Origin of the sequence: Asticcacaulis sp. AC402 (assembly GCF_000495835.1) — a bacterium.
Lineage (GTDB): Bacteria > Pseudomonadota > Alphaproteobacteria > Caulobacterales > Caulobacteraceae > Asticcacaulis.
The window spans coordinates 75,530-94,294 of sequence record NZ_AWGC01000027.1; the positions used below are offsets into that span (position 1 = coordinate 75,530).

At 60.5% G+C, this 18,765-nt stretch carries 18 protein-coding genes; 4 read left to right on the forward strand and 14 right to left on the reverse strand.

The window, feature by feature from the left end; all coding sequences use genetic code 11:
- Positions 1–559: 559 nt before the first annotated feature.
- Entirely contained in the window at positions 560–2,140 is a 1,581-nt protein-coding gene (locus ABAC402_RS35130) for a carboxylesterase/lipase family protein (protein ID WP_023450560.1), read from the forward strand.
- 173 nt (positions 2,141–2,313) lie between these two features.
- On the opposite strand, the gene ABAC402_RS35135 is transcribed toward ABAC402_RS35130, so the two are convergent.
- From ABAC402_RS35135 to ABAC402_RS35160, 6 genes are all read right to left on the reverse strand, one after another.
- Positions 2,314–3,123, reverse strand: coding sequence for a hypothetical protein (locus ABAC402_RS35135; protein ID WP_023450561.1), 810 nt, complete (start codon positions 3,121–3,123; stop codon positions 2,314–2,316).
- The gene (locus ABAC402_RS35140) at positions 3,120–3,410 is read right to left on the reverse strand and encodes an HPr family phosphocarrier protein (RefSeq protein ID WP_023450562.1); all 291 of its coding nucleotides are present in this window, start codon (positions 3,408–3,410) and stop codon (positions 3,120–3,122) included. The genes ABAC402_RS35135 and ABAC402_RS35140 overlap by 4 nt, the downstream gene beginning before the upstream one ends.
- 414 nt (positions 3,411–3,824) lie before the next feature.
- Positions 3,825–4,229, reverse strand: coding sequence for a PTS sugar transporter subunit IIA (locus ABAC402_RS35145; protein WP_023450563.1), 405 nt, complete (start codon positions 4,227–4,229; stop codon positions 3,825–3,827).
- Between the two features lie 387 nt (positions 4,230–4,616).
- Entirely contained in the window at positions 4,617–5,003 is a 387-nt protein-coding gene (locus ABAC402_RS35150; protein WP_023450564.1) for an aldolase, read from the reverse strand.
- A gap of 178 nt (positions 5,004–5,181) precedes the next feature.
- A complete protein-coding gene (locus ABAC402_RS35155) occupies positions 5,182–6,732 on the reverse strand; it encodes a stimulus-sensing domain-containing protein (protein ID WP_023450565.1) in 1,551 nt (516 codons plus the stop codon).
- A 3-nt stretch (positions 6,733–6,735) separates the two neighbouring features.
- On the reverse strand, positions 6,736–7,446 hold the full coding sequence (locus tag ABAC402_RS35160) for a response regulator transcription factor (protein WP_023450566.1): 711 nt from the start codon (positions 7,444–7,446) through the stop codon (positions 6,736–6,738).
- Positions 7,447–7,790: 344 nt separating this feature from the next.
- Between ABAC402_RS35160 and ABAC402_RS35165 the strand changes: the two genes are divergently transcribed.
- Positions 7,791–9,506 carry a hypothetical protein gene (locus ABAC402_RS35165; protein WP_023450567.1) on the forward strand — a complete coding sequence of 572 codons (1,716 nt, stop codon included), beginning with the start codon at positions 7,791–7,793 and terminating at the stop codon, positions 9,504–9,506.
- A gap of 9 nt (positions 9,507–9,515) precedes the next feature.
- On the opposite strand, the gene ABAC402_RS35170 is transcribed toward ABAC402_RS35165, so the two are convergent.
- The 7 genes from ABAC402_RS35170 to ABAC402_RS35200 all read right to left on the reverse strand — a co-directional run bounded on the left by ABAC402_RS35170 (position 9,516) and on the right by ABAC402_RS35200 (position 15,430).
- Positions 9,516–10,088, reverse strand: a complete 573-nt coding sequence (locus tag ABAC402_RS35170; protein ID WP_023450568.1) for a hypothetical protein — start codon at positions 10,086–10,088, stop codon at positions 9,516–9,518.
- On the reverse strand, positions 10,085–10,603 hold the full coding sequence (locus ABAC402_RS35175; RefSeq protein ID WP_023450569.1) for an RNA polymerase sigma factor: 519 nt from the start codon (positions 10,601–10,603) through the stop codon (positions 10,085–10,087). The genes ABAC402_RS35170 and ABAC402_RS35175 overlap by 4 nt, the downstream gene beginning before the upstream one ends.
- 37 nt (positions 10,604–10,640) lie before the next feature.
- The gene (locus ABAC402_RS35180; RefSeq protein ID WP_023450570.1) at positions 10,641–11,036 is read right to left on the reverse strand and encodes a VOC family protein; all 396 of its coding nucleotides are present in this window, start codon (positions 11,034–11,036) and stop codon (positions 10,641–10,643) included.
- Between the two features lie 161 nt (positions 11,037–11,197).
- On the reverse strand, positions 11,198–14,077 hold the full coding sequence (gene polA, locus ABAC402_RS35185) for a DNA polymerase I (RefSeq protein WP_023450571.1): 2,880 nt from the start codon (positions 14,075–14,077) through the stop codon (positions 11,198–11,200).
- A 160-nt stretch (positions 14,078–14,237) separates the two neighbouring features.
- Positions 14,238–14,615, reverse strand: a complete 378-nt coding sequence (locus tag ABAC402_RS39810) for an endonuclease domain-containing protein (RefSeq protein ID WP_235079988.1) — start codon at positions 14,613–14,615, stop codon at positions 14,238–14,240.
- 70 nt (positions 14,616–14,685) lie between these two features.
- Positions 14,686–15,150, reverse strand: coding sequence for a lactoylglutathione lyase (locus ABAC402_RS35195; protein ID WP_023450573.1), 465 nt, complete (start codon positions 15,148–15,150; stop codon positions 14,686–14,688).
- Between the two features lie 64 nt (positions 15,151–15,214).
- Positions 15,215–15,430, reverse strand: coding sequence for a zinc-finger domain-containing protein (locus tag ABAC402_RS35200; protein WP_023450574.1), 216 nt, complete (start codon positions 15,428–15,430; stop codon positions 15,215–15,217).
- 278 nt (positions 15,431–15,708) lie between these two features.
- Here ABAC402_RS35200 and ABAC402_RS35205 point away from each other — a divergent pair, with 278 nt between their 5' ends.
- Positions 15,709–16,980 (forward strand): MFS transporter, encoded by a 1,272-nt coding sequence (locus ABAC402_RS35205; protein ID WP_155847440.1) that lies wholly within the window; start codon positions 15,709–15,711, stop codon positions 16,978–16,980.
- A gap of 57 nt (positions 16,981–17,037) precedes the next feature.
- Here the strand turns inward: ABAC402_RS35205 and ABAC402_RS35210 are convergent, their stop codons facing one another.
- Complete coding sequence (locus ABAC402_RS35210; protein ID WP_023450576.1) at positions 17,038–17,901, reverse strand: prephenate dehydratase; 864 nt, start codon at positions 17,899–17,901, stop codon at positions 17,038–17,040.
- A 209-nt stretch (positions 17,902–18,110) separates the two neighbouring features.
- Between ABAC402_RS35210 and ABAC402_RS35215 the strand changes: the two genes are divergently transcribed.
- The coding region (locus tag ABAC402_RS35215; protein ID WP_031235858.1) for a cytochrome c family protein at positions 18,111–18,765 on the forward strand (655 nt) is incomplete at its 3' end.

Genomic DNA, 18,765 nt, shown 5'->3' on the forward strand with positions numbered 1-18,765 from the left:
GGTCCGGCTTCCATAAAAAGACCATAAGGCTTCCCAGGATCGGCACCCTTCGTCTGATGATGTAATACCAACCCGCGCAATTCTTGACACACCGCGGGTTGGCAAGGCCGCCAGCGTACGTTTCTGGCCGCCCGAGCTTTTGCGAGGAGCCATGGGGGGCGCCTAGTCCGGCACTTGAGCTGAAAAAATGCGAATACCAAGAGTCATTCTTTATGAGGCTTGGTATAAGCGCGCCGAGCTGTCCCGGTTTAAGATTTTGAACCACGTATGGACACGGATTTCCAGTTCATATGGCCCAGTTCATATGCCAATGACTGCGTAGCTGCATTTTTCCATAGGGGACTCCGATTGGACAGATTGGAGCGGTATCCGTTTTGATTGAACCAAAGTGCGTCACACTTTATCGGATTGCGCGCTCGCCTTAGGCGCCGTTGCACAGCAGGTTCCGGATGGACCGGAAATTCGTGTTCAACGGTGTCCATCCGTGGTTCCCTCTGACCACTGTTTGCCCTATCCCCGGACCGTGGTAGGGTCACCCCAAAACAAACGGAGGAAAGCCATGAAAGCCCTTACCCTGCTCATTGCCGGTTTGGCCCTGGCGGGCTGCGCCACCCAGTCTGAGCCAGGCGACATGGTGACGCTGGACTCCGGCGAGGTTCGCGGCGTTATCGCCGATGGCATAGCATCCTTCAAAGGCATTCCTTATGCCGCACCGCCGGTCGGCAGCCTGCGCTGGCGCGCCCCGCAGCCGGCTGCCAAGTGGTCAGGCGTGCGCGACGCCGGGGCTTTCGGCGCCGATTGCATGCAAGAGCCCTTCCCAGCCGACGACGCGCCCCTGACCGTCAAACCGGCCGAGGACTGTCTGTTCGTCAATGTGTGGCGACCGGCTGAAGCCAGGGGAAAACTACCGGTCATCGTTTGGATCTATGGCGGTGGCTTCGTCAATGGCGGCACATCGCCCGCCGTTTATGACGGTTCGGCCTTCGCCCGCGACGGCGTTATCTATGTCAGCTTCAACTACCGCCTGGGCCACTTCGGCTTTTTCGCCCATCCGGCTCTGACCGCGGCGGATGCGGCCGGCCAAGCCGATGGGGGCCTGCTTGGCAATTACGGTTATATGGACCAGATCGCCGCCATGCAGTGGGTTCAGCGCAATATTGCGGCCTTTGGCGGAGATCCGGCCAATGTCACCGTGTTCGGCGAATCAGCCGGCGGTGCCTCGGTGCACAACCTGATGACGTCCGGCGAGTCCAAAAACCTGTTCACCCGCGCCATCATTCAGTCCGGCGGCGGGCGTGGCAATCTGATGGGTGCGCGGCGCATCCGCGAAGACCTGCCCAATGCGCCGTCGTCTGAAACCTTGGGGCTAAACTTTGCCAGAAAGAACGGCATCACCGGCACCGACACCGCCGCCCTGACCGCCCTGCGCGCCCTGCCGGCCCAAACCGTCACCGCAGGCCTGGGACTGCATACTATGTACCAGGCCGGCGACACCTATGGCGGGCCGACCATCGACGGCCGCATCGTCGTCGAAGTGCCCCAGGAAGCCTATCTCAATGGTCGCTACAACAAGGTACCGGTGATGGTTGGTGCCACACGCGCTGATATCAGCCGCTTTTCGGCCAATAGTTCGTCCGAGGCCTATGCTAGTTTCGGCGTTCATGCCGAGGCGGCCAAGGCCGCCTACACCGGCGATCTGGCGACCATCAACGCCGATGTCGGCATGGACCGGCTGATGATCGAGCCGGCGCGCTTTGTCGCAACGACTTTGGCCGACGACGGCGTCAAGTCATGGCATTTCCGCTTTTCCTATGTCGCCGAATCGCGCGCGACGCAGTGGACGCGCGGCGCCCCCCATGCGTCTGACATCCCCTATGTCATGGATACCCTGCCTGGTAAGTACGGTCAGGCCGTAACGCCGAAAGACGCCGCCATGGCCAGGACAGCCCACGCCTATTGGGTCAATTTTGCGAAGACGGGCGACCCCAACGGCGCCGGCCTGCCGGTGTGGCCGGTCTATAGTCCGAAGACGGATGACGTGATGGATTTCGCCATGGATGGCCAGGCCAAGGCCGGTCCCGATCCATGGAAAGCGCGGTTGGACCTCACCGCTGCGATTGCGCCTAGAGCGGGGTTTTGATGGAATCAAAACCCCGCTCTAAGTTTTTGTTTTGTCGCGCAATTTATCCGAAAACGGGAGCGCCCGTGCGGTGGCGTCCACTTTATCGGATTGCGCTCTGAATCAAACTGACCTTGTCCGTCTGACTTTGATCTCTTTTGCGCCTCATGCCAATCGACGTTTCTGGGCTAACGCTAAAACAGCGCCTTAGCCGCAATGGGCTGGGGGGTGCACCAGCCGCGCTCACCCAGATGCGCGGACGAACCGACCAGCTTGTCGTCGATGGACTCGGCATAGAAACCGCCTTGCGTCCGGTCCAGCGTGATGCGCAGAGCGTCGCCATTCTTCGTCGTCATATTGATCAGGCGGTAGGCGCTGGGGCTAACCTGGGCCTGGCAGCCGATATCAAGGCAGAATGTATCGCGGATCAGCGATTTGTGGGCCGGATCGACGAAGCGGAACTGGAACCAGGCCTGTTCGGCCGGGAAGACCGGCGATGGCACGATGGCAATGTAAAACGTTCCGGTCGAGACGGTCTTGGAGCCGCGGGAAATGGAGGTTTCGCATTTCAGGCTGATTTCCGCCGGCGGCGGCGCCTGAATCACGACGACGGTCGGGGCCGACGATACCGATTCCGCGGGCGACGGCGGTGCCGACGGTACTGTCAGGATCGGCGCGACATAGCTTGACGCCACGGGTGTGGTGGCGTTGGCGTGAACGGGTTGGGTCGTAGGTGTGGCAGGTCCGTATTGGGCCGGCGTCAGCGCCTTAGCCATGTCAGGGCTGAGCTGGGTGCTGCTGTTCAAGGCCGTGTAGGGGATGGGCGCGTCCGGCAGCTTCGGCGCTGGTGCTGCCGGTTTAGGCCTGGGTTTTGGTTTCCTGGCGACCTTGGGTTTGGTTTCCACGTCGCCTTCACCGGTATAGGGATGGCCCGAGCCTTCGGCCCAGACCGGCGAGGACGTCGCCAGCAAAGCCAGGACCATAAGGACGGTGACAGATTTCACGCCTCTTCCTCGAATTTGCTTTCGACCAGTTGAACCAGGGCCGCCACCACGGCTTCGGCTTGCGGGCCCAAGGCTTCGATGTCGATGGTCGAGCCTTTCCCAGCCGCCAGCATCAGCAGATCGAGGATCGAATCACCATCGACACGGTTGCCATCCTTGGTGACGAAGACGCGCGTGTCGTCGTAACTCGACGCCAGTTTAACGAACTTGGCGGAGGCGCGGGCGTGCAAGCCTTTGTTATTGCAAATTTCAACCTGGGCGCTGACGGGCACTGCTGTTTCACTCATTGGGGCGGACCTTTCGCCAGGTGCCTGTGTTATTTTCAGGCGAAAACCATGAGCGAAGGGTTAATGGAAATCAAGAGTTCTGAGCATTCCGTCCGGATCGCAAGAAGATAAGGATTTGACCACGAACAGACACGAACTTCAGAATTTCAATGACGTCGTCGCGAAGTCGCATCTTTACAATGATGGCGGCTTCGAAGCAGATTTCGCAGCACCTGAACTATTCGGGCTTTTCCTGTCAAAAAAATCCTGTGATCTGAGCCCCAACCTTAGAGCGGAATGGCTTTAGGTAGAATCGCCATCTCGCTCTAACTTTTTGTTTTGTCGCGCAATTTTTCCGAAAAGTGCTGCACACTTTATCGGATTGCGCTCTAGAGCCCAAGCACGCCCTGAAGTTCGTGGCCAAGTTTTCTGAAATCAGCTGTCGCCTGACAACACGTAAGACGCCACGGTCACATATTTACGACCGGCCTCCTGGGCATGGCCGACGCAGGCATTCAAGGGCTCATTCTTGCGCAGCGACGCCAGCTTGATCAGCATCGGCAGGTTCAGGCCCGCAATGACCTCGGCCTTGGTTTGCTCCATCACGGAAATAGCCAGGTTTGACGGGGTGCCGCCGAACATGTCGGTCAGAAGGATAACGCCATCACCCGTGTCATTGCGGAACGTCGCTTCCAGGATGTCCTTGCGGCGCTGGCTGACATCGTCTTCCGGCCCGATACAGATCGCGGTAACCTGGGTTTGCGGCCCGACCACATGCTCCATGGCAGCGACGAATTCATCCGCCAGCTTGCCATGGGTGACGATCACCAAACCGATCATATTGCGCGTAGCCTCGATACTAAACCCGCGGCGGGAATTGGCAATCTAGCCCCGAACGCTTTGCACTGCAAAAAAAGATTTTCTTCTGTCAGCAAAATCCGCGCCAAGACCGCGAGTTGTGCCATTCATGTAACTAATACCAAGCCTCATAAAGAATGACGCTTGGTATTCGCACTTTTTTTAGCTCAAGCGCCGGACTAGGCGCCCCCCATGGCTCCTCGCAAAAGCTCGGGCGCCCCAGAAACGTACGCCGTCGCGCTTGCCAACCCACGATGAGTCAAGATTTTCGCGGGTTGGTATAAGATTGGCAGAGAACCAAGATTAGTATGTAACAAAGATTGGTACAAAACTAAAATTATTGTGAACAAAACCTGAAAGTTGACGTGATCACGACGAACGCAATCGCGTGATCAGGCGCGGTACCGCCGAAGCCTCACGGGGATTGAGGCGCACGGTCGGCAGGGCGTGTCCCAGGATGGGCGTGATCTCGCCGTCAGGTGCCCTGGGTCCTTCGGATTGCGCCAAAACGACCAGGTAGAGGCGCGTCATGGCGCGAAAGGCGGATGGGTCAGCTTCGGCAGCTGCGGCATAGATGTGGCCGCCGGAAGACCACAGGCATGTGTGATCGTCTGAGATCAGAACCAGCCCTTTTTCGACCGCACGCAGGGCCAGGTCGCTCTTGCCGATTCCCGCCGGCCCAAGGATGATCACACCCTTCCAGGCGGACCCGGCGCGCAGGCTCAGAGTGGTGGCGTGAACAACGAGTTTACTCATGGACCTGCGGACCGTAATTGGGTGTCGGGCCAAAAACGTGTCTTGAGACCCCTCCCTATTTCAATATCTGCTATTTTCTTCAGCCCCAAGGGGTGAAGCAAAATAGAAGATAAGTGAAGACGTGGGGTCACAGACCCCCATAGCTTGCAAAGGCTATACGTCTGCTTCGCTCACCCAGTCACAAGGTGGGTAGTGCGATGTGGAACCTGGCACCCACGACCTTGCCGTCGCCATCCGTCCGGTTCTCTGCCCAGATCCGCCCATAATGCGCTTCGACGATTTGACGCGATATCGACAGCCCCAGACCGGAGTTGCGTCCAAAACTGGTGCCCTTGGGCCGCGACGTATAGAACCGCTGGAAAATGGTCTCGAGATTGTCGTCGGGTATCCCGGGCCCGTCATCCTCGAACCGGATCAGTACTGGCAAAGCCTGATCGCTGTTCGTCGTCAGGGTCACTCGCACCTCGCCGTTCTGCGGCGAGAATGACCGCGCATTGTCGATGACATTGCGAAACACCTGGCCCAGGGGGCCCTCGCGCCCGTTGACCATCGCCTGCGCCCGTTCGCGCACAAACATCACCTGTGCCTCACCTGGCTTCTGGCCCTGTCGATAAAGCGACACGATGTCCTCCAGCAGCACGCCGACCTCCAGGCGCCTTGGCGTGTCGCGCGACAGCTCGGCATCCAGCCTTGAAGCATTGGAAATATCGGTGATCAGCCGGTCAAGCCGCCGTACATCCTGATTCACGACGGCCAAAAGCCGCTCCTTGGCCTTGTCGTCCTTCACCAGATCAAGAGTCTCCAGGGCGCTGCGGATCGAGGTCAGCGGATTCTTGATCTCATGCGATACATCGGCCGCAAACCGGTCGATTTCCTCCATCCGCCGCCACAGCGTATCGGTCATGCTTTCCAGCGACCGGGCCAGGGTGCCGATCTCGTCCTTACGCGCTTCCAGGTCCGGCAGAGAAATGGCGCGCGTATGGCCGGCCCGGACACTGTCCGCCGCCGCCGACAGGCGCTGAATCGGCCGCGATACGAGAAAATTCAACAGCAAGGACGAAAACAGCGTCACGCCGAGCGCAACGAGGATGAACGGCACCATGGCCAGTCGCTGGGCCTGCACAATGCTTTCGAAATCATCGCGTTCGATGGTTAGCACACCCAATACCTGCTTTACCCGGCGCAGGGGCACTGACACCGATACCACCTTGACCCCACGGTCATTGCGTCGCACGGTTGCCACCTCGGCGCCGGCCAGAGCCATCATGACTTCCTGACGTAACTCCTTTTCCGCCGCCGCCCGCATGTCGGCCTGCGCCGCCGACTTGTCCTTGGGCGGCGCTTCACCGGGTTTGCGCGCCGGCGGCAGCTCGGTGACCTCGACCATGTCCATGACGAGGGTCGAGTCGACGATCGGATTGCCCTGCTCGTCATACAGCCGGGCGCGCTGTTCGGCTGGAATAAAGCGGGCCAGCAATTGCGAGGCATAATGGGCGTCAAGGGAAGGCTCGGGCACGCCGGTCGTCGCCGCCTGAGCGATGACCTCGCTCATCTGCAAGGCCTGGGCGGTCAGGGACTCCTTCTGGGCCGTGATCAGGCCCTGGCGCAACTCATTGAGCACCAGTGCGCCGATCACCAGGACCAGCAGGCCGATAATGTTCAGCCCGAAAATCAGCCGCCCCAGACGCGACTGCCCAAACGGCAGCTTTTTGAACCAGGGCTTCGTCACGCCCTAGATCTCGCGATAGCGATAACCGACGCCATACAGGGTCTCGATCGAATCGAAAGTGTTATCGACGGCACGAAACTTCTTGCGCATGCGCTTAACGTGGCTGTCGATGGTGCGGTCATCGACATACACCTGGTCGTCATAGGCTGCGTCCATCAGGTTGTCGCGACTTTTGACAAAGCCAGGGCGCTGGGCCAGGGCGTGCAGCAGCAGGAATTCGGTCACGGTCAGGCGCACCGGCTTTCCGTCCCAGGTGCATTCGTGGCGGGCCGAATCCATGACCAGCTTGCCGCGTTTTAAGGACTTGGCATTCAACGCCTCGGTCACCTCCGGCGCCTCGCCCTGATCTACAATGCCCGCACGGCGCAGTACCGCCTTGACGCGCTCCAGCAGCAGGCGCTGCGAGAACGGCTTGTGCATATAATCGTCGGCGCCCAGGTTGAATCCGAGTACCTCGTCGATCTCGTCGTCCTTGGAGGTCAGGATGATGACCGGAAGGTTCGAGGTGGCGCGAAGCCGGCGCAGCACCTCCATCCCATCCATGCGCGGCATCTTCACGTCCAGAATCGCGAGGTCGGGCGGATCCTTTTCCAGGGCGGCCAGGCCGGCGGCGCCGTCATAAAAGGCCTGGATGGTATGGCCGCCGGCTTCGAGCGCCAGGGAAACGCTGGTGACAATGTTCTCGTCGTCATCAACCAAGGTAATTCTGGCCAAAGCTAGTCTCCATTTCGGCAGGTGGACCCTGCGTTACATAATCTCATCCGGACAAAGTGCAATCGCGCTTTACCTGACGTACATAAACGCCTCATGTTTATCCAAAAAGTGGCGGCCACTTTTGGGCATGAGGGTCATACATAGACGCCTCATGTTTATCCAAAAAGTGGCGGCCACTTTTGGGCATGAGGCTTATACCTATCACATCCTACGCGCGTTCTTTTCAAGGCGTCAACGCGGCCCGAATTCGGTATTATTGAGGCGATGGTGCGACCGCAATGATGCCTTAATGCCTTTTGTGTAAAATTTGACAGCGTATCCAGTCCCCGAGGCGGTGTTTTTGCATGGCAGGCAGCGGCCACAGTCAGGTCCATTACGAGGTTTTCCTCCGTAAGACCCCCGCCTCGTCATGGGTGTTGCAGATGGCGACCGAGGATCGTGCGCTGGCGGTGCAAAACGCCGAGGACTTGCTGGCCCATTCCGCCGGTGTCAAGGTCAACAAGGAAATGCTGGATGCCAACAGCGGTGAATATTCCAGCGTCACCATCTTCACCAAGGGCGCGCCCGAAACCAAGCGCAAGGTCAAGCTGGCGCCCGAAACCGATACCATCTGCGTCTCGCCCCAGGACCTGTATAACATCCACGCCCGCGAAAAGATCGCCCGGCTGCTGGAAGACTGGCTGAAGCGCAACCGGGTCACGCCGTTCGAACTGCTGCATCGGCCCGACCTGATTGAAAAGCTGGACGCCTCAGGCACCGAACTGCAACACGTGGTGCAGAAACTGGCCATCCCGGAAGCGCAGGACACCGGTCAGGATCTGCACGACCTGATGCGACGCTGGCGCAGCCTGATCGACCGTGCCTGCACCCGGGTGATCGAGGATGGCCGGCGAAAACTGTTCCCCGACATCGACCCCGCCAGCTGGCTGGGTGTCATCGATAAGCTGCAGGACAACGGTGAACGCGCCTATGTCCTCGGCGGCGCGATCGCCAAATATCTGGCGCGAGGCGCCGGACCGGCCGCCAAGCTCGAAGCCCTGCTCAAGCTTGGCCGCCCCCTGAGCGAAAACCTGGAAGGGCGCGACTGGGCCATGCAGGTCCTGGAAATTCCCGTAGCGGAGCTGTTTGGGACACGCAGCTCGCTGAACGATCTCCTGGGCTACGAAGCCGATCTGGGCGATGCCATGGCGGTCATGACCCGAATGGCCGCGGCCAAGGAAGTCGACCTGGTCGCCAAAATTGACCCGCGCGTAGCCAAGATCATTCCACCGCTCAGCGGTGCCCTGGCCGGCTATCACGATCTCATGGCCAAGGACTGTTTCCCAACGCTGAGCCAAAACATCTCCAAGCGGCTGATGACAGAGCTGAAGGGCCCGCGGCGGCTTAAGCCCGGCAACCCCGAGGCCGAGATCGAGGTCCTGCGCGCCCTGGCCTTGTGTTTAACCGCCGCCGGCAAGGAACAGCACCAACGCGACGACATCAAGGAGGCCTTTATCGAGCGCTCCAAGATGCTGGTCTCGACCGACTTCGTCGAAAGCCTGACCCGGGCCGGAAAAACCTCGGCGGAAGAGGTCGAGCGACTGATCTGGCTGTGCGAAAACGTCGTCGGCGCTGTAAACAAGCGTCAGGCCGCGCGCTGGGTGATCTCGGCCATCGGCGCCCTGAAGTTCGAACGCGACATGCGCGACACCGCGACCTCAGCGGCCCACCGGCTGCAGTTGCTGGCCCAAATGCAACGGCGCATCAAGAATGCTGCCCTGATGGACAAGGACGCCGAAGAGGCTTGCACCAAGCTGGGCCAGGTGGGCGGGCTGATCGCCCAGGACGTCCAACTGATCCCGCACCTGCTGCGTGCGCCAGCACCGCCGGTGCAGAAACTGACCCTGCTACTGGGTTTCGCCAACGGCATGGCGGCGCCGATCGGTCCGGTCAGCGACATGGCCAAGGCCGAGGTCATGAAGATGATGCGGACGCCGGAGTTGCGCCAGATCCTGGGGGAGAACCCCCAGGCGCTCGCCGAACTCAAGCCGATGATGGTTGCCGCGGGGATGGCGGCTTAAGGGTTTAAATCAACTTCCCAATCGGTCGATTTCTTTCTGCAGACCGCGGGCGCCCAAGAGGTTGACAACGATCACTCCGCCAAAGAAGACCGTCACGATCCCGAGATAAACCCAGACCATTCCCGCCGCGTCGCGACGGGCATTCTCGACCGCCGGGATCATGAACAGAACAAATCCCGGCACGAACGGCAGGACGTACCACAGCCAGGCGCTGCGCAGCAGGTCGCGTTGACGCACCAGCGCCCGGCGGTGGAAATCAAGGCAGTCTTCGGCGGCGCTGCTGACCGGGGCCGCCCGGCCACGCATGACCAGGATCAGACTGACCAGCATTGTGGCGGCGACGATCAGGACGGAACCCAGCTTCATCAGCGGATGGTCGAAGAAGATAGCGTACCCGGAAAATACCACGACCACTAAGGCGCTGGCGGCGTGTTCGAGCCGGTTGCGCCACTGGATCTGGGATTTGAAGGCGCGGGCACGGTTATGGACTTGTTCTAGGGACATGGCGGTTATCTCCTTGGGTTGCGATTGCCAGAGGTTCTGGAAGTCGGGATTGGTCATATCGTCGGGGGCTTCGGTCATGACGGCCCTCCTGCGTGAAAACGGCGGCTGAGCAGCGCCTTGATGCGGTGGATGCGGGTGGCGATGTGACCGGATTTCAGGCCGGTGATCTCAGCCATGGCGGCGGCGTCCAGACCTTCGAGATAGAGCAGCATGATCTGACGGTCGGACGGTTCCAGGCTCTGGATCAGGGCCATCAGCCTTTGCAGCGCGCGGGCGTGATTGGTGTCGGCTTCGATATCGCTGCCATCATTGACTTCGGCGGCGGCATCCAGCGTGACCCAGGCGCCGCGGCGGCGTTCCTTCAGGACATGGGAGGTGGCGGTGTTGTGGGCGACCCGATAGACCCAGGTGCGGGTGGAACAGCGGCCGTCGAACAGGGCCAGACTCTTCCATAGGGCGACGTGGATGTCCTGGACCAAGTCGCGACAGCGTTCGGGGTGGGCTTCGTAACCGCGAGCGAGGCGTTCCAAGGCCGGGCCGAACTCGGCGGCGGCCTCCTGGTAGCGTCGATCCTGTTCAGCGGTTGCGGTCATGACCAGATAGTCGCCGCCCTTCGGATAATCTTACAGGTCAGCCGCGGAAATTCAGTTCCAGAAGAACATTATTGGGGTCAGTGACGAACAACTGGCGCAGCTTGATCGAGGGAATCTCGGCAAAACCGTAGTCGAGGTTGCGGGCTTTCAGGCGTCGGACCATTTCGTCGAAGCCATCGCATTCGAAAGCGACATGGTGGATGGCACCGGTATGGCCGCCCGGAACGACCTCGCGGGCTATGGTGTTGTCCGTGCCCCACAGATTGAGATGGATCACGGCCATGTCGCGGCTATCGTAGAGCCACTGGCGCAGAGATGGATCGCGCTCAGGGGCGACGCGGGCTTCAAGGCCTAAAAGCTCTTCGTAGAACCGGATAGTTTGCGCCATATCGCGGGTCTGGATGTTGATATGGTTCAGATTCTTGACGATCATGGCCGGGCTCGCGCTGTCATCCCCTCTCCCCGTTTACGGGGAGAGGTTAGGGTGAGGGGCTTCTTTGGTGCTCAATCGTCCTCGGATGGCCCCTCACCCGATCGCCTTCACTTCGTTCGGCTCTCGTCCTCTCCCCGCAGGCGGGGAGAGGTAAGAAGTCCTCAATGCGCCTCGTCCCAGTTATCGGCAGCCTTGGCTTCAACCACCAAAGGCACGCTGATCTCAACCGCCGGCAAGGCCGCGTTCTGCATCACCTCCTGGATCAGCGGAATCACCGCCGCAACCTCGGCCTCAGGCGCTTCGAAGATCAGTTCGTCGTGGACCTGAAGCAGCATCTTCGTCGTAAACCCGGCCGCATCCAGCCGGGGCTGCATCCGCATCATGGCGCGGCGAATGATGTCGGCTGCCGTGCCCTGGATCGGGGCATTGATCGCCGCCCGCTCGGCAAAGGCCTTAATGGCCCCGCCCTTGCCATTGATTTCCGGGATATGGATCTTGCGCCCCATTAGGGTCTGCACGAAACCGTTGTCGCGCAGGAACTGCTTGGTGTCGTCCATATAGTCCTTGATGCCGGGGAAGCGCTCGAAATAGGTCTTGATGTAGCGCGACGCCTCGCCCTGGTCGATGCCGAGCTGGTTGGCCAGGCCGAAGCCCGAAATACCGTAGATGATGCCAAAGTTGATCGCCTTGGCGCGGCGGCGGATCTCTGAGGTCATCTCGGCCATCGGCACGCCGAACATTTCCGACGCCGTCATGGCGTGAATGTCCTGGCCTTCCGAAAACGCCTTTTTCAATTGTTCGATGTCTCCGATATGGGCCAGCAGGCGCAGCTCGATCTGCGAGTAGTCGGCCGAGATCAGCTTACAGCCCGGTTTGGCGATGAAGGCCGTGCGGATCTTGCGGCCTTCGCCGGTGCGGATCGGGATGTTCTGCAGGTTGGGCTCGTTCGAGGCCAGGCGACCGGTCGTCGTTGAGGCCAGGTGGAACGAGGTGTGGATACGTTGGGTTTCCGGATCGGCATATTCGACCAGGGCGTCGGTATAGGTGCCCTTCAGCTTGGCCATCTGGCGATAGTCGAGCAGCAGCTTCGCCAGGATCTGGCCAGCGCCGGTGCCGTTCTTGCCCTCGGCAATGTCTTCCAAAACCTTGACGTCGGTCGCCCATTGGCCAGATGCGGTGCGCTTGCCGCCGGGCAACTTCATCTCATCGAAGAAGACAACACCCAGTTGCTGAGGCGAGTTCAGATTGAATGGTCGGCCGAGGTGCGCGTGCGCCTCCTGCTCGATGGCGTTCATGCGCGTGCCGAAATCCTGGCTAAGATGGCGCAGGACCTGCGGATCGATGCGAATGCCGTTCAGTTCCATCTCCGACAGGGCCTTGGGCATGCCGCGTTCCAGGGTCTCATAGACCGTGTTCAGCCGGTCGCGGACCAGGCGCGGCTTGAGGACTCGCCACAGGCGCAGGGTGACATCGGCGTCTTCGGCGGCATATTGCGTGGCTTCCTTGAGTGCGACAAACTTGAACGATTTGAGCGTCTTGCCGCTGCCGGCGACCTGTTTGAACGGGATGGGCGTGTGCCCCAGATGCAGTTGCGACAGCTCATCCATGCCGTGGCCGTGCAGCCCGCCTTCGACGACATAGGACATCAGCATGGTGTCATCGTACGGCGCGACATCGATGCCGTAGCGCTTCAGAACGCTGAGGTCATACTTGATGTTCTGGCCGACCTTCAGGATGTTGCGGTTTTCCAGCACCGGCTTCAGCAGGGCAATCGCCTGGTCCAGCGGGATCTGCTTCTGGTCGTCTCCGCCGCCGAAGTCGAGCCCGTCGCTGGCCAGGTGGCCCAGCGGAATATAGCAGGCGCAGTTGGTGTCGGTGCTCAGCGAGATACCGCACAGCTTGGCGTGGGTCGCGGACAGGTCATCGGTTTCGGTGTCGACGGCGATGACCTGGGCCTGCTCGCAGCGGCGCACCCAGATCTGAAGCTGTTCGATGGTCTGGACGCATTCGTAGGCATCGAGGTCGAACGGCTGCTTTTCGCCCAGTTCGGTCTTTACGCCATACAGCGGCCGCGAAATCGGCGCGGTCGGGATTTGTGCCAGGGCGGCCGTGCTGTCCAGGCTGAGCGAACCACCGATGCGCCTGGCCAGGCTGTTGAACTCCATCTCGGCCAGAAAGGCGGCCAGGATGTCGGCCTGCGGCTGTTTCAGCAAAAAGGTGTCAATCTCGGCCGGCACCGGCGTGTCGCAGCGCAGCCGGACCAGTTCGCGCGACAGCAGGATCTGGTCCTTGAAGTCGATCAGGGTCTGGCGGCGCTTTTCCTGCTTAATTTCGCCTGCGCGGGCCAGGACGCTGTCGAGATCGCCATATTCGATCAACAGCTGGGCGGCGGTCTTGACGCCGATGCCGGGGGCGCCCGGGACATTGTCGACCGAGTCGCCGATCAGAGCCTGGGCATCGACGACCAGCTCCGGCGGCACACCGAACTTCTCGATGACCTGGTCGCGGCCGACGGGCGTGCCCTTGACCGGGTCCATCATGGTGACCTTGTCGTTGACCAGTTGCATCAGGTCCTTGTCGGACGAGATGACGGTGACTTCGAAGCCCTGTTGCACCGCCAGGTGGGCATAGGTGCAGATGAGGTCGTCGGCCTCGAAACCGGCCAGTTCGATCGCGGGCAGTCCAAAGGCGCGCGTGGCGTCACGGACCAGCGGGAATTGCGGGATCAGGTCTTCGGGCGGGGGCGGCCGGTTGGCCTTGTAGCCGTCATAGAGGTCATTGCGGAAGGTCTTGGAGCCGGCGTCGAAGATGACCGCCAGATGCGACGGCGCGTCGTCGCCGCGGTTCTCCTTGATCAGCTTGACCAGCATGTTGCAGAACCCGGACACGGCGCCGACAGGTAATCCATCCGATTTGCGCGTCAGGGGCGGCAGGCCGTGATAGGCGCGGAAGATGTAGCCCGACCCGTCGATCAGGACCAGGCGTTTGGCTTTGCCTGTGGCGTCTGCCGGGGTTTCAGGGGCGGTTGAAGTGTCGTCCATGTCGGGGATTCGCCTGATCGGAGTGTTGGCCTCTTCTTACGGCGATCTGACGGTTCTGCCAAACAAAAGCGACAGGGGATGGCAGTGTTAAGAGCACCGCAAATCTTTCTTTGCCCGCCCCGTTTACGGGGAGGGGGGACCGCGAAGCGGTGGGAGGGGCTTACGTAGATTCGCCCATCCGTTTTCGGGCCAGCAAAACCACGCTGGCTGCCGTTTCATCAGGCTCTGCCAACAGGTCGGAGGAAAGAATGCGATGAACATAGATGCCGCGCTCACCCAACCAGGCATCGCGGATTTGATCCCGGCGAATCTTATCGTGATACTCATGAACTTCACCATCGACCTCGACGCAAAGCCGGGCCTTGGAACAGTAAAAATCAAGAATAAAAGGCCCGACCGGATGTTGATTTCGAAACACCGGTGTATCGGCTCCGCGATCTCTTAGCCGCAACCAAAGGGCAAGTTCGGACTTGGTCAGGTTTCGACGAAATCGCCGGGCAGCTTTTATTTTTGCGTCCTGCCGCATCGACAACGCCATTTAGCCCCTCCCACCGCTTCGCGGTCCCCCCTCCCCGTAAACGGGGCGGGCAAAGAACTACGCGGCTAATCTACCAACTTCCCACATTCGGCATGCTCTGCCATGGCTCAGCCGGCGGCAAGGCATCGCCTTTTTGCAGCAGCTCAACCGAGATACCGTCGGGCGAGCGCACAAAGGCCATGACACCGTCGCGCGGCGGGCGGTTGATCAGCACGCCCATCCCCTGCAAACGGGCGCAGACGGCATAGACATCGTCAACCTCATAGGCCAGGTGACCGAAATTGCGCCCACCGGTATAGGTCTCGACCTCGCCATTCTCGTCCGGCCAGTTGTAGGTCAGCTCGACCTCGGCCTGACCGCGCAAACCCTCGGCAGCCCCCATATGGGCGTCTTCGTCAGCCGACAGGAAGATCAGGCTGAACCGGCCTTTTTCGCTGTCCATGCGGCGGACCTGACGCAATCCTAAGCCGTCGCAAAAGAAATGCAGGGCGGCGTCCAGGTCCTTCACCCGCACCATGGTGTGCAGGAAACGCATGGCAATCTCCTTTTTTCGCGCAGCTTAATCCAAAAAGTGGCGACCACTTTCTGGGCTGCGCTTGTTAATGCTCGCCTTCGGGACGCGGCGACGGGTCTTCGTATTCGTGGGCATGGTCCTTATGGACGAACTTGCGGTCACAATAGCCGCATTCGGCTGTGCCTTCCGCACCCAGTTCCAGATAGACCAACGGATGGCCCAGCGCACCGCCGCCGCCGTTGCAGGCGACCTTGTGCGTGTCGACATAGATGACTTCGGGGGGCGGGACAGTGTCGTTCATGACGCCGGAAACCTTTGCGGAGAAACCAAGCCAGCCTTAAAACAAACCGCCTTGCTTCGTCAATTGAACTGTGAAACCTTGAAGCTTCGACGTAGCGGTTAAGTCCGAGTTGGACCCCTCCGTCTCGACGCGTTTCGCCCCACAAGAGGGGCTCACTTGCTCGCCACCTCCCCATTGTCATGGGGAGGAGAAGAAAGTTGGAGTTCACACCACCTTCTCCTCCCCATGACAATGGGGAGGTGTATGCGAGCGCAGCGAAGCAGACGGAGGGGTCCTCTTTGACAAAGAACAACAAACTCGGTTCCATCCTGGGCGGTTCGATCGGCAACCTGGTCGAATGGTACGACTGGTACGCCTATGCGGCCTTCACCCTGTATTTCTCCAGCGCCTTCTTCCCCAAGGACGACCTCCTCACCCAGCAGCTCAATACCGCGGCCATCTTTGCGTTGGGCTTTTTCATGCGGCCGATCGGCGGGTGGTTGCTTGGGATCTATGCCGACCGCTACGGCCGCAAGACCGCGCTGACGGCGTCCATCCTGCTGATGTGCGCCGGGTCATTAATCATCGCCTTGATCCCGACCTATGAGACGATCGGCCTGCTGGCGCCGATCCTGCTGTTGCTGGCCCGTATGCTTCAGGGCCTGAGCGTCGGCGGCGAATACGGCGCCTCGGCGACCTACCTGTCGGAAATGGCCGGCCACCATGACCGCGGTTTCTGGTCCAGCTTCCAATATGTCACCCTGATCATGGGTCAACTCGCAGCCCTGGGCGTGCTGATCCTGTTGCAAAACCTGCTGACGCCGGAGCAATTGACGAATTGGGGATGGCGGATACCGTTTTTTATCGGCGCCGGCCTGGCGGTTGTCGCCATGTTCATCCGCCGCCATATGGAAGAAACCGACGCCTTCGAGACCTCGGCCAAGTTCGCCGCCAACCGTACCCTGACACTGTTGAGGAATCACCCTTGGCAGGCGCTTCAGGTGGTCGGCCTGACCCTGGGCGGTACGGCGGCGTTTTACACCTACACCACCTACATCCAGAAATTCATGGTCGGATCGGCTGGCTGGACCAAGGAGGCCGCAACCCTGCTGTCGGCGGCCACCCTGTTCATCTACATGCTGCTTCAGCCGGCGTTCGGCGCCCTGTCCGACCGCATCGGACGCAAACCACTGCTGATCGGCTTCGGCGTGTTGGGTCTGCTCGGGACGGTCCCGATCATGACAGCGCTGTCGGGCACCCAGACCTTCTGGCCGGCCTTTGTCCTGGTGATGATGGCCCTGATTATCGTCAGCGGCTACACCTCGATCAATGCCGTGGTGAAAGCCGAGCTTTTTCCGCCCCACGTCCGGGCGCTGGGCGTCGCCCTCCCCTATGCCGTGACAGTGTCGCTCTTCGGCGGCTCGGTCGAACTGGTAGCCCAATGGCTGAAGAAGATCGGCTATGAGTCGCTGTTCTTCTGGTACATCACTGGCTGTATCGGCGTGTCCCTGCTGGTCTATCTGTTTACGGCCGACACCAAGAAGACGTCGAGCTTTTATGAAAAAGAATAGGGATTATGACCGCGAACAGGCGAATTCGGAAGTTCGTGTCTGTTCGTGGTCAAGATCCTATCTTTGCCCTTCGCTCAAACGGAACGGATCCATCGGATAGGTCCCCAGAATCTCCAGCTTGGTCGCGAAGAACTTCAACTCAATCAGCGCCTGTTTGAGCCCGGGATCACTGGGGCGGCCTTCAACATCGCAATAGAAGAAGGTCGAGGCGAAGACGCCGTTCTCGATATAGCTTTCCAGCTTGGTCATATTGACGCCGTTCGTCGCGAACCCGCCCAATGCCTTGTACAGCGATGCAGCGATATTCTTCACCCGGAAGACAAAACTGGTCATGCACGGCACGTCAGGCGCCGGCGCGACCACGCGGCGGTCGGTGGTCAGCACCAGAAACCGCGTCGTGTTGTGTCGCGCATCTTCCATGTTCCGCTGTAAAATCTTGAGACCATACAGTTCAGCCGCGACCTCGGGCGCTATCGCCGCACGGTCGGGCTCGCGCGTTTGCGCCAGTGCGCGCGCCGCGCCAGCCGTGTCGTGAAAGACCTCGGCCGTAATGCCGAGTTCACGCAAGGAATTGCGGCATTGCAGCAGCGCCATGGCGTGCGACGCCGCGACCTTGATGTTCTCCAGCGAAGTCTCCGGCACGGCCATCAGGTTCATTTCAATTGGCAAGAAGCGCTCTGCGATGATCTTCAGGCCCGAATGTGGCAACAGGTGGTGAACATCTGACACGCGCCCCGCGACCGAATTCTCGATCGGTATCATGCCCAGTTCGCATTCGCCGGCGTGTACGGCTTCGAACGCGGCCTCGAAGGTCGGAAACGGCGCGGCAGTGAAGTCGCCAAACCAACGCTTGATGGCCTGATGGCTGAATGCCCCCGGCTCGCCCTGATAGGCGATCTTGCGTGTCGTCTGACTGGTCATGGTCTCTCGATATTCCTTTACTGATTCGCTTGAGCGGGCGTCGGTTTGCCGCCCTGCGACGATTTGCCACTTTTGCGTATTCGCGCGCAAAAGTCGGCTTGCGTCTTTGGCGGTAGCGTGTCAGAGAGCCAAACGCAAGCCGGGCTGTTGACAGGATTGTTGCAGCGCCTAATCTCCGGCGTTTATTGATTCATGGGTATTCGGGCAAGATGAGCGGCGACCTGACACTTAACAAGATTCTTGGTGCTGGCCTGGCGACCGGCCTGGTCATCATGGGCGTCAGCATCGGCGCCGAGGCCATCTATCACCGCGAGGCGCCCGAAAAGCCCGGCTACCTGATCGAGGTCGCCGAGGCCGAGGAAGCCGGCGGCGGCGCGGCAGCGGTCGAAGTCCTGCCCGACTGGGGCACGGTGTTGGCGACGGCCGATCTGGCTGCCGGTGAAGCCGCGTTCAAGAAGTGCGCCAGCTGTCACGGCGTTGCCGAAGGCGGCCCGAACGGTACGGGTCCCAACCTGTGGGGCATTGTCGGCCGTCCGACCGCCTCGCACGCCGGTTTTGAATATTCCGAAGGTATGAAGGCCCACGCTGGCGAAGCGCCGAACTGGACCTATGATCAGCTCTATCACTTCATGGTCGCTCCGGCTAAGGCGGTTAAGGGCACCAAGATGGCCTTCGCCGGCATCAAGAAGTCCGAAGAGCGCGTTGCCCTGATCGCCTATCTGCGCGCCCAGGGTTCGTCCGGCTACGCCATTCCGGCGCCGGATCCCGCACGTGCGCCTGGCGCGGGCGCTGCGCCTGCGGCAGAAGGCGCTGCGGCGACTGCCGCCGGTGCGGCGACGGCGGCTCCGGCAACCGCGGAAGCGA

Excerpts from the sequence above, each read along its gene's own strand:
- ABAC402_RS35130 (WP_023450560.1), top strand. The coding sequence starts at position 560 with ATGAAAGCCCTTACCCTGCTCATTGCCGGTTTGGCCCTGGCGGGCTGC.
- ABAC402_RS35140 (WP_023450562.1), bottom strand. The coding sequence starts at position 3,410 with ATGAGTGAAACAGCAGTGCCCGTCAGCGCCCAGGTTGAAATTTGCAAT.
- ABAC402_RS35145 (WP_023450563.1), bottom strand. The coding sequence starts at position 4,229 with ATGATCGGTTTGGTGATCGTCACCCATGGCAAGCTGGCGGATGAATTC.
- ABAC402_RS35150 (WP_023450564.1), bottom strand. The coding sequence starts at position 5,003 with ATGAGTAAACTCGTTGTTCACGCCACCACTCTGAGCCTGCGCGCCGGG.
- ABAC402_RS35165 (WP_023450567.1), top strand. The coding sequence starts at position 7,791 with ATGGCAGGCAGCGGCCACAGTCAGGTCCATTACGAGGTTTTCCTCCGT.
- ABAC402_RS35170 (WP_023450568.1), bottom strand. The coding sequence starts at position 10,088 with ATGACCGAAGCCCCCGACGATATGACCAATCCCGACTTCCAGAACCTC.
- ABAC402_RS35175 (WP_023450569.1), bottom strand. The coding sequence starts at position 10,603 with ATGACCGCAACCGCTGAACAGGATCGACGCTACCAGGAGGCCGCCGCC.
- ABAC402_RS35180 (WP_023450570.1), bottom strand. The coding sequence starts at position 11,036 with ATGATCGTCAAGAATCTGAACCATATCAACATCCAGACCCGCGATATG.
- polA (WP_023450571.1), bottom strand. The coding sequence starts at position 14,077 with ATGGACGACACTTCAACCGCCCCTGAAACCCCGGCAGACGCCACAGGC.
- ABAC402_RS39810 (WP_235079988.1), bottom strand. The coding sequence starts at position 14,615 with ATGGCGTTGTCGATGCGGCAGGACGCAAAAATAAAAGCTGCCCGGCGA.
- ABAC402_RS35195 (WP_023450573.1), bottom strand. The coding sequence starts at position 15,150 with ATGCGTTTCCTGCACACCATGGTGCGGGTGAAGGACCTGGACGCCGCC.
- ABAC402_RS35200 (WP_023450574.1), bottom strand. The coding sequence starts at position 15,430 with ATGAACGACACTGTCCCGCCCCCCGAAGTCATCTATGTCGACACGCAC.
- ABAC402_RS35210 (WP_023450576.1), bottom strand. The coding sequence starts at position 17,901 with ATGACCAGTCAGACGACACGCAAGATCGCCTATCAGGGCGAGCCGGGG.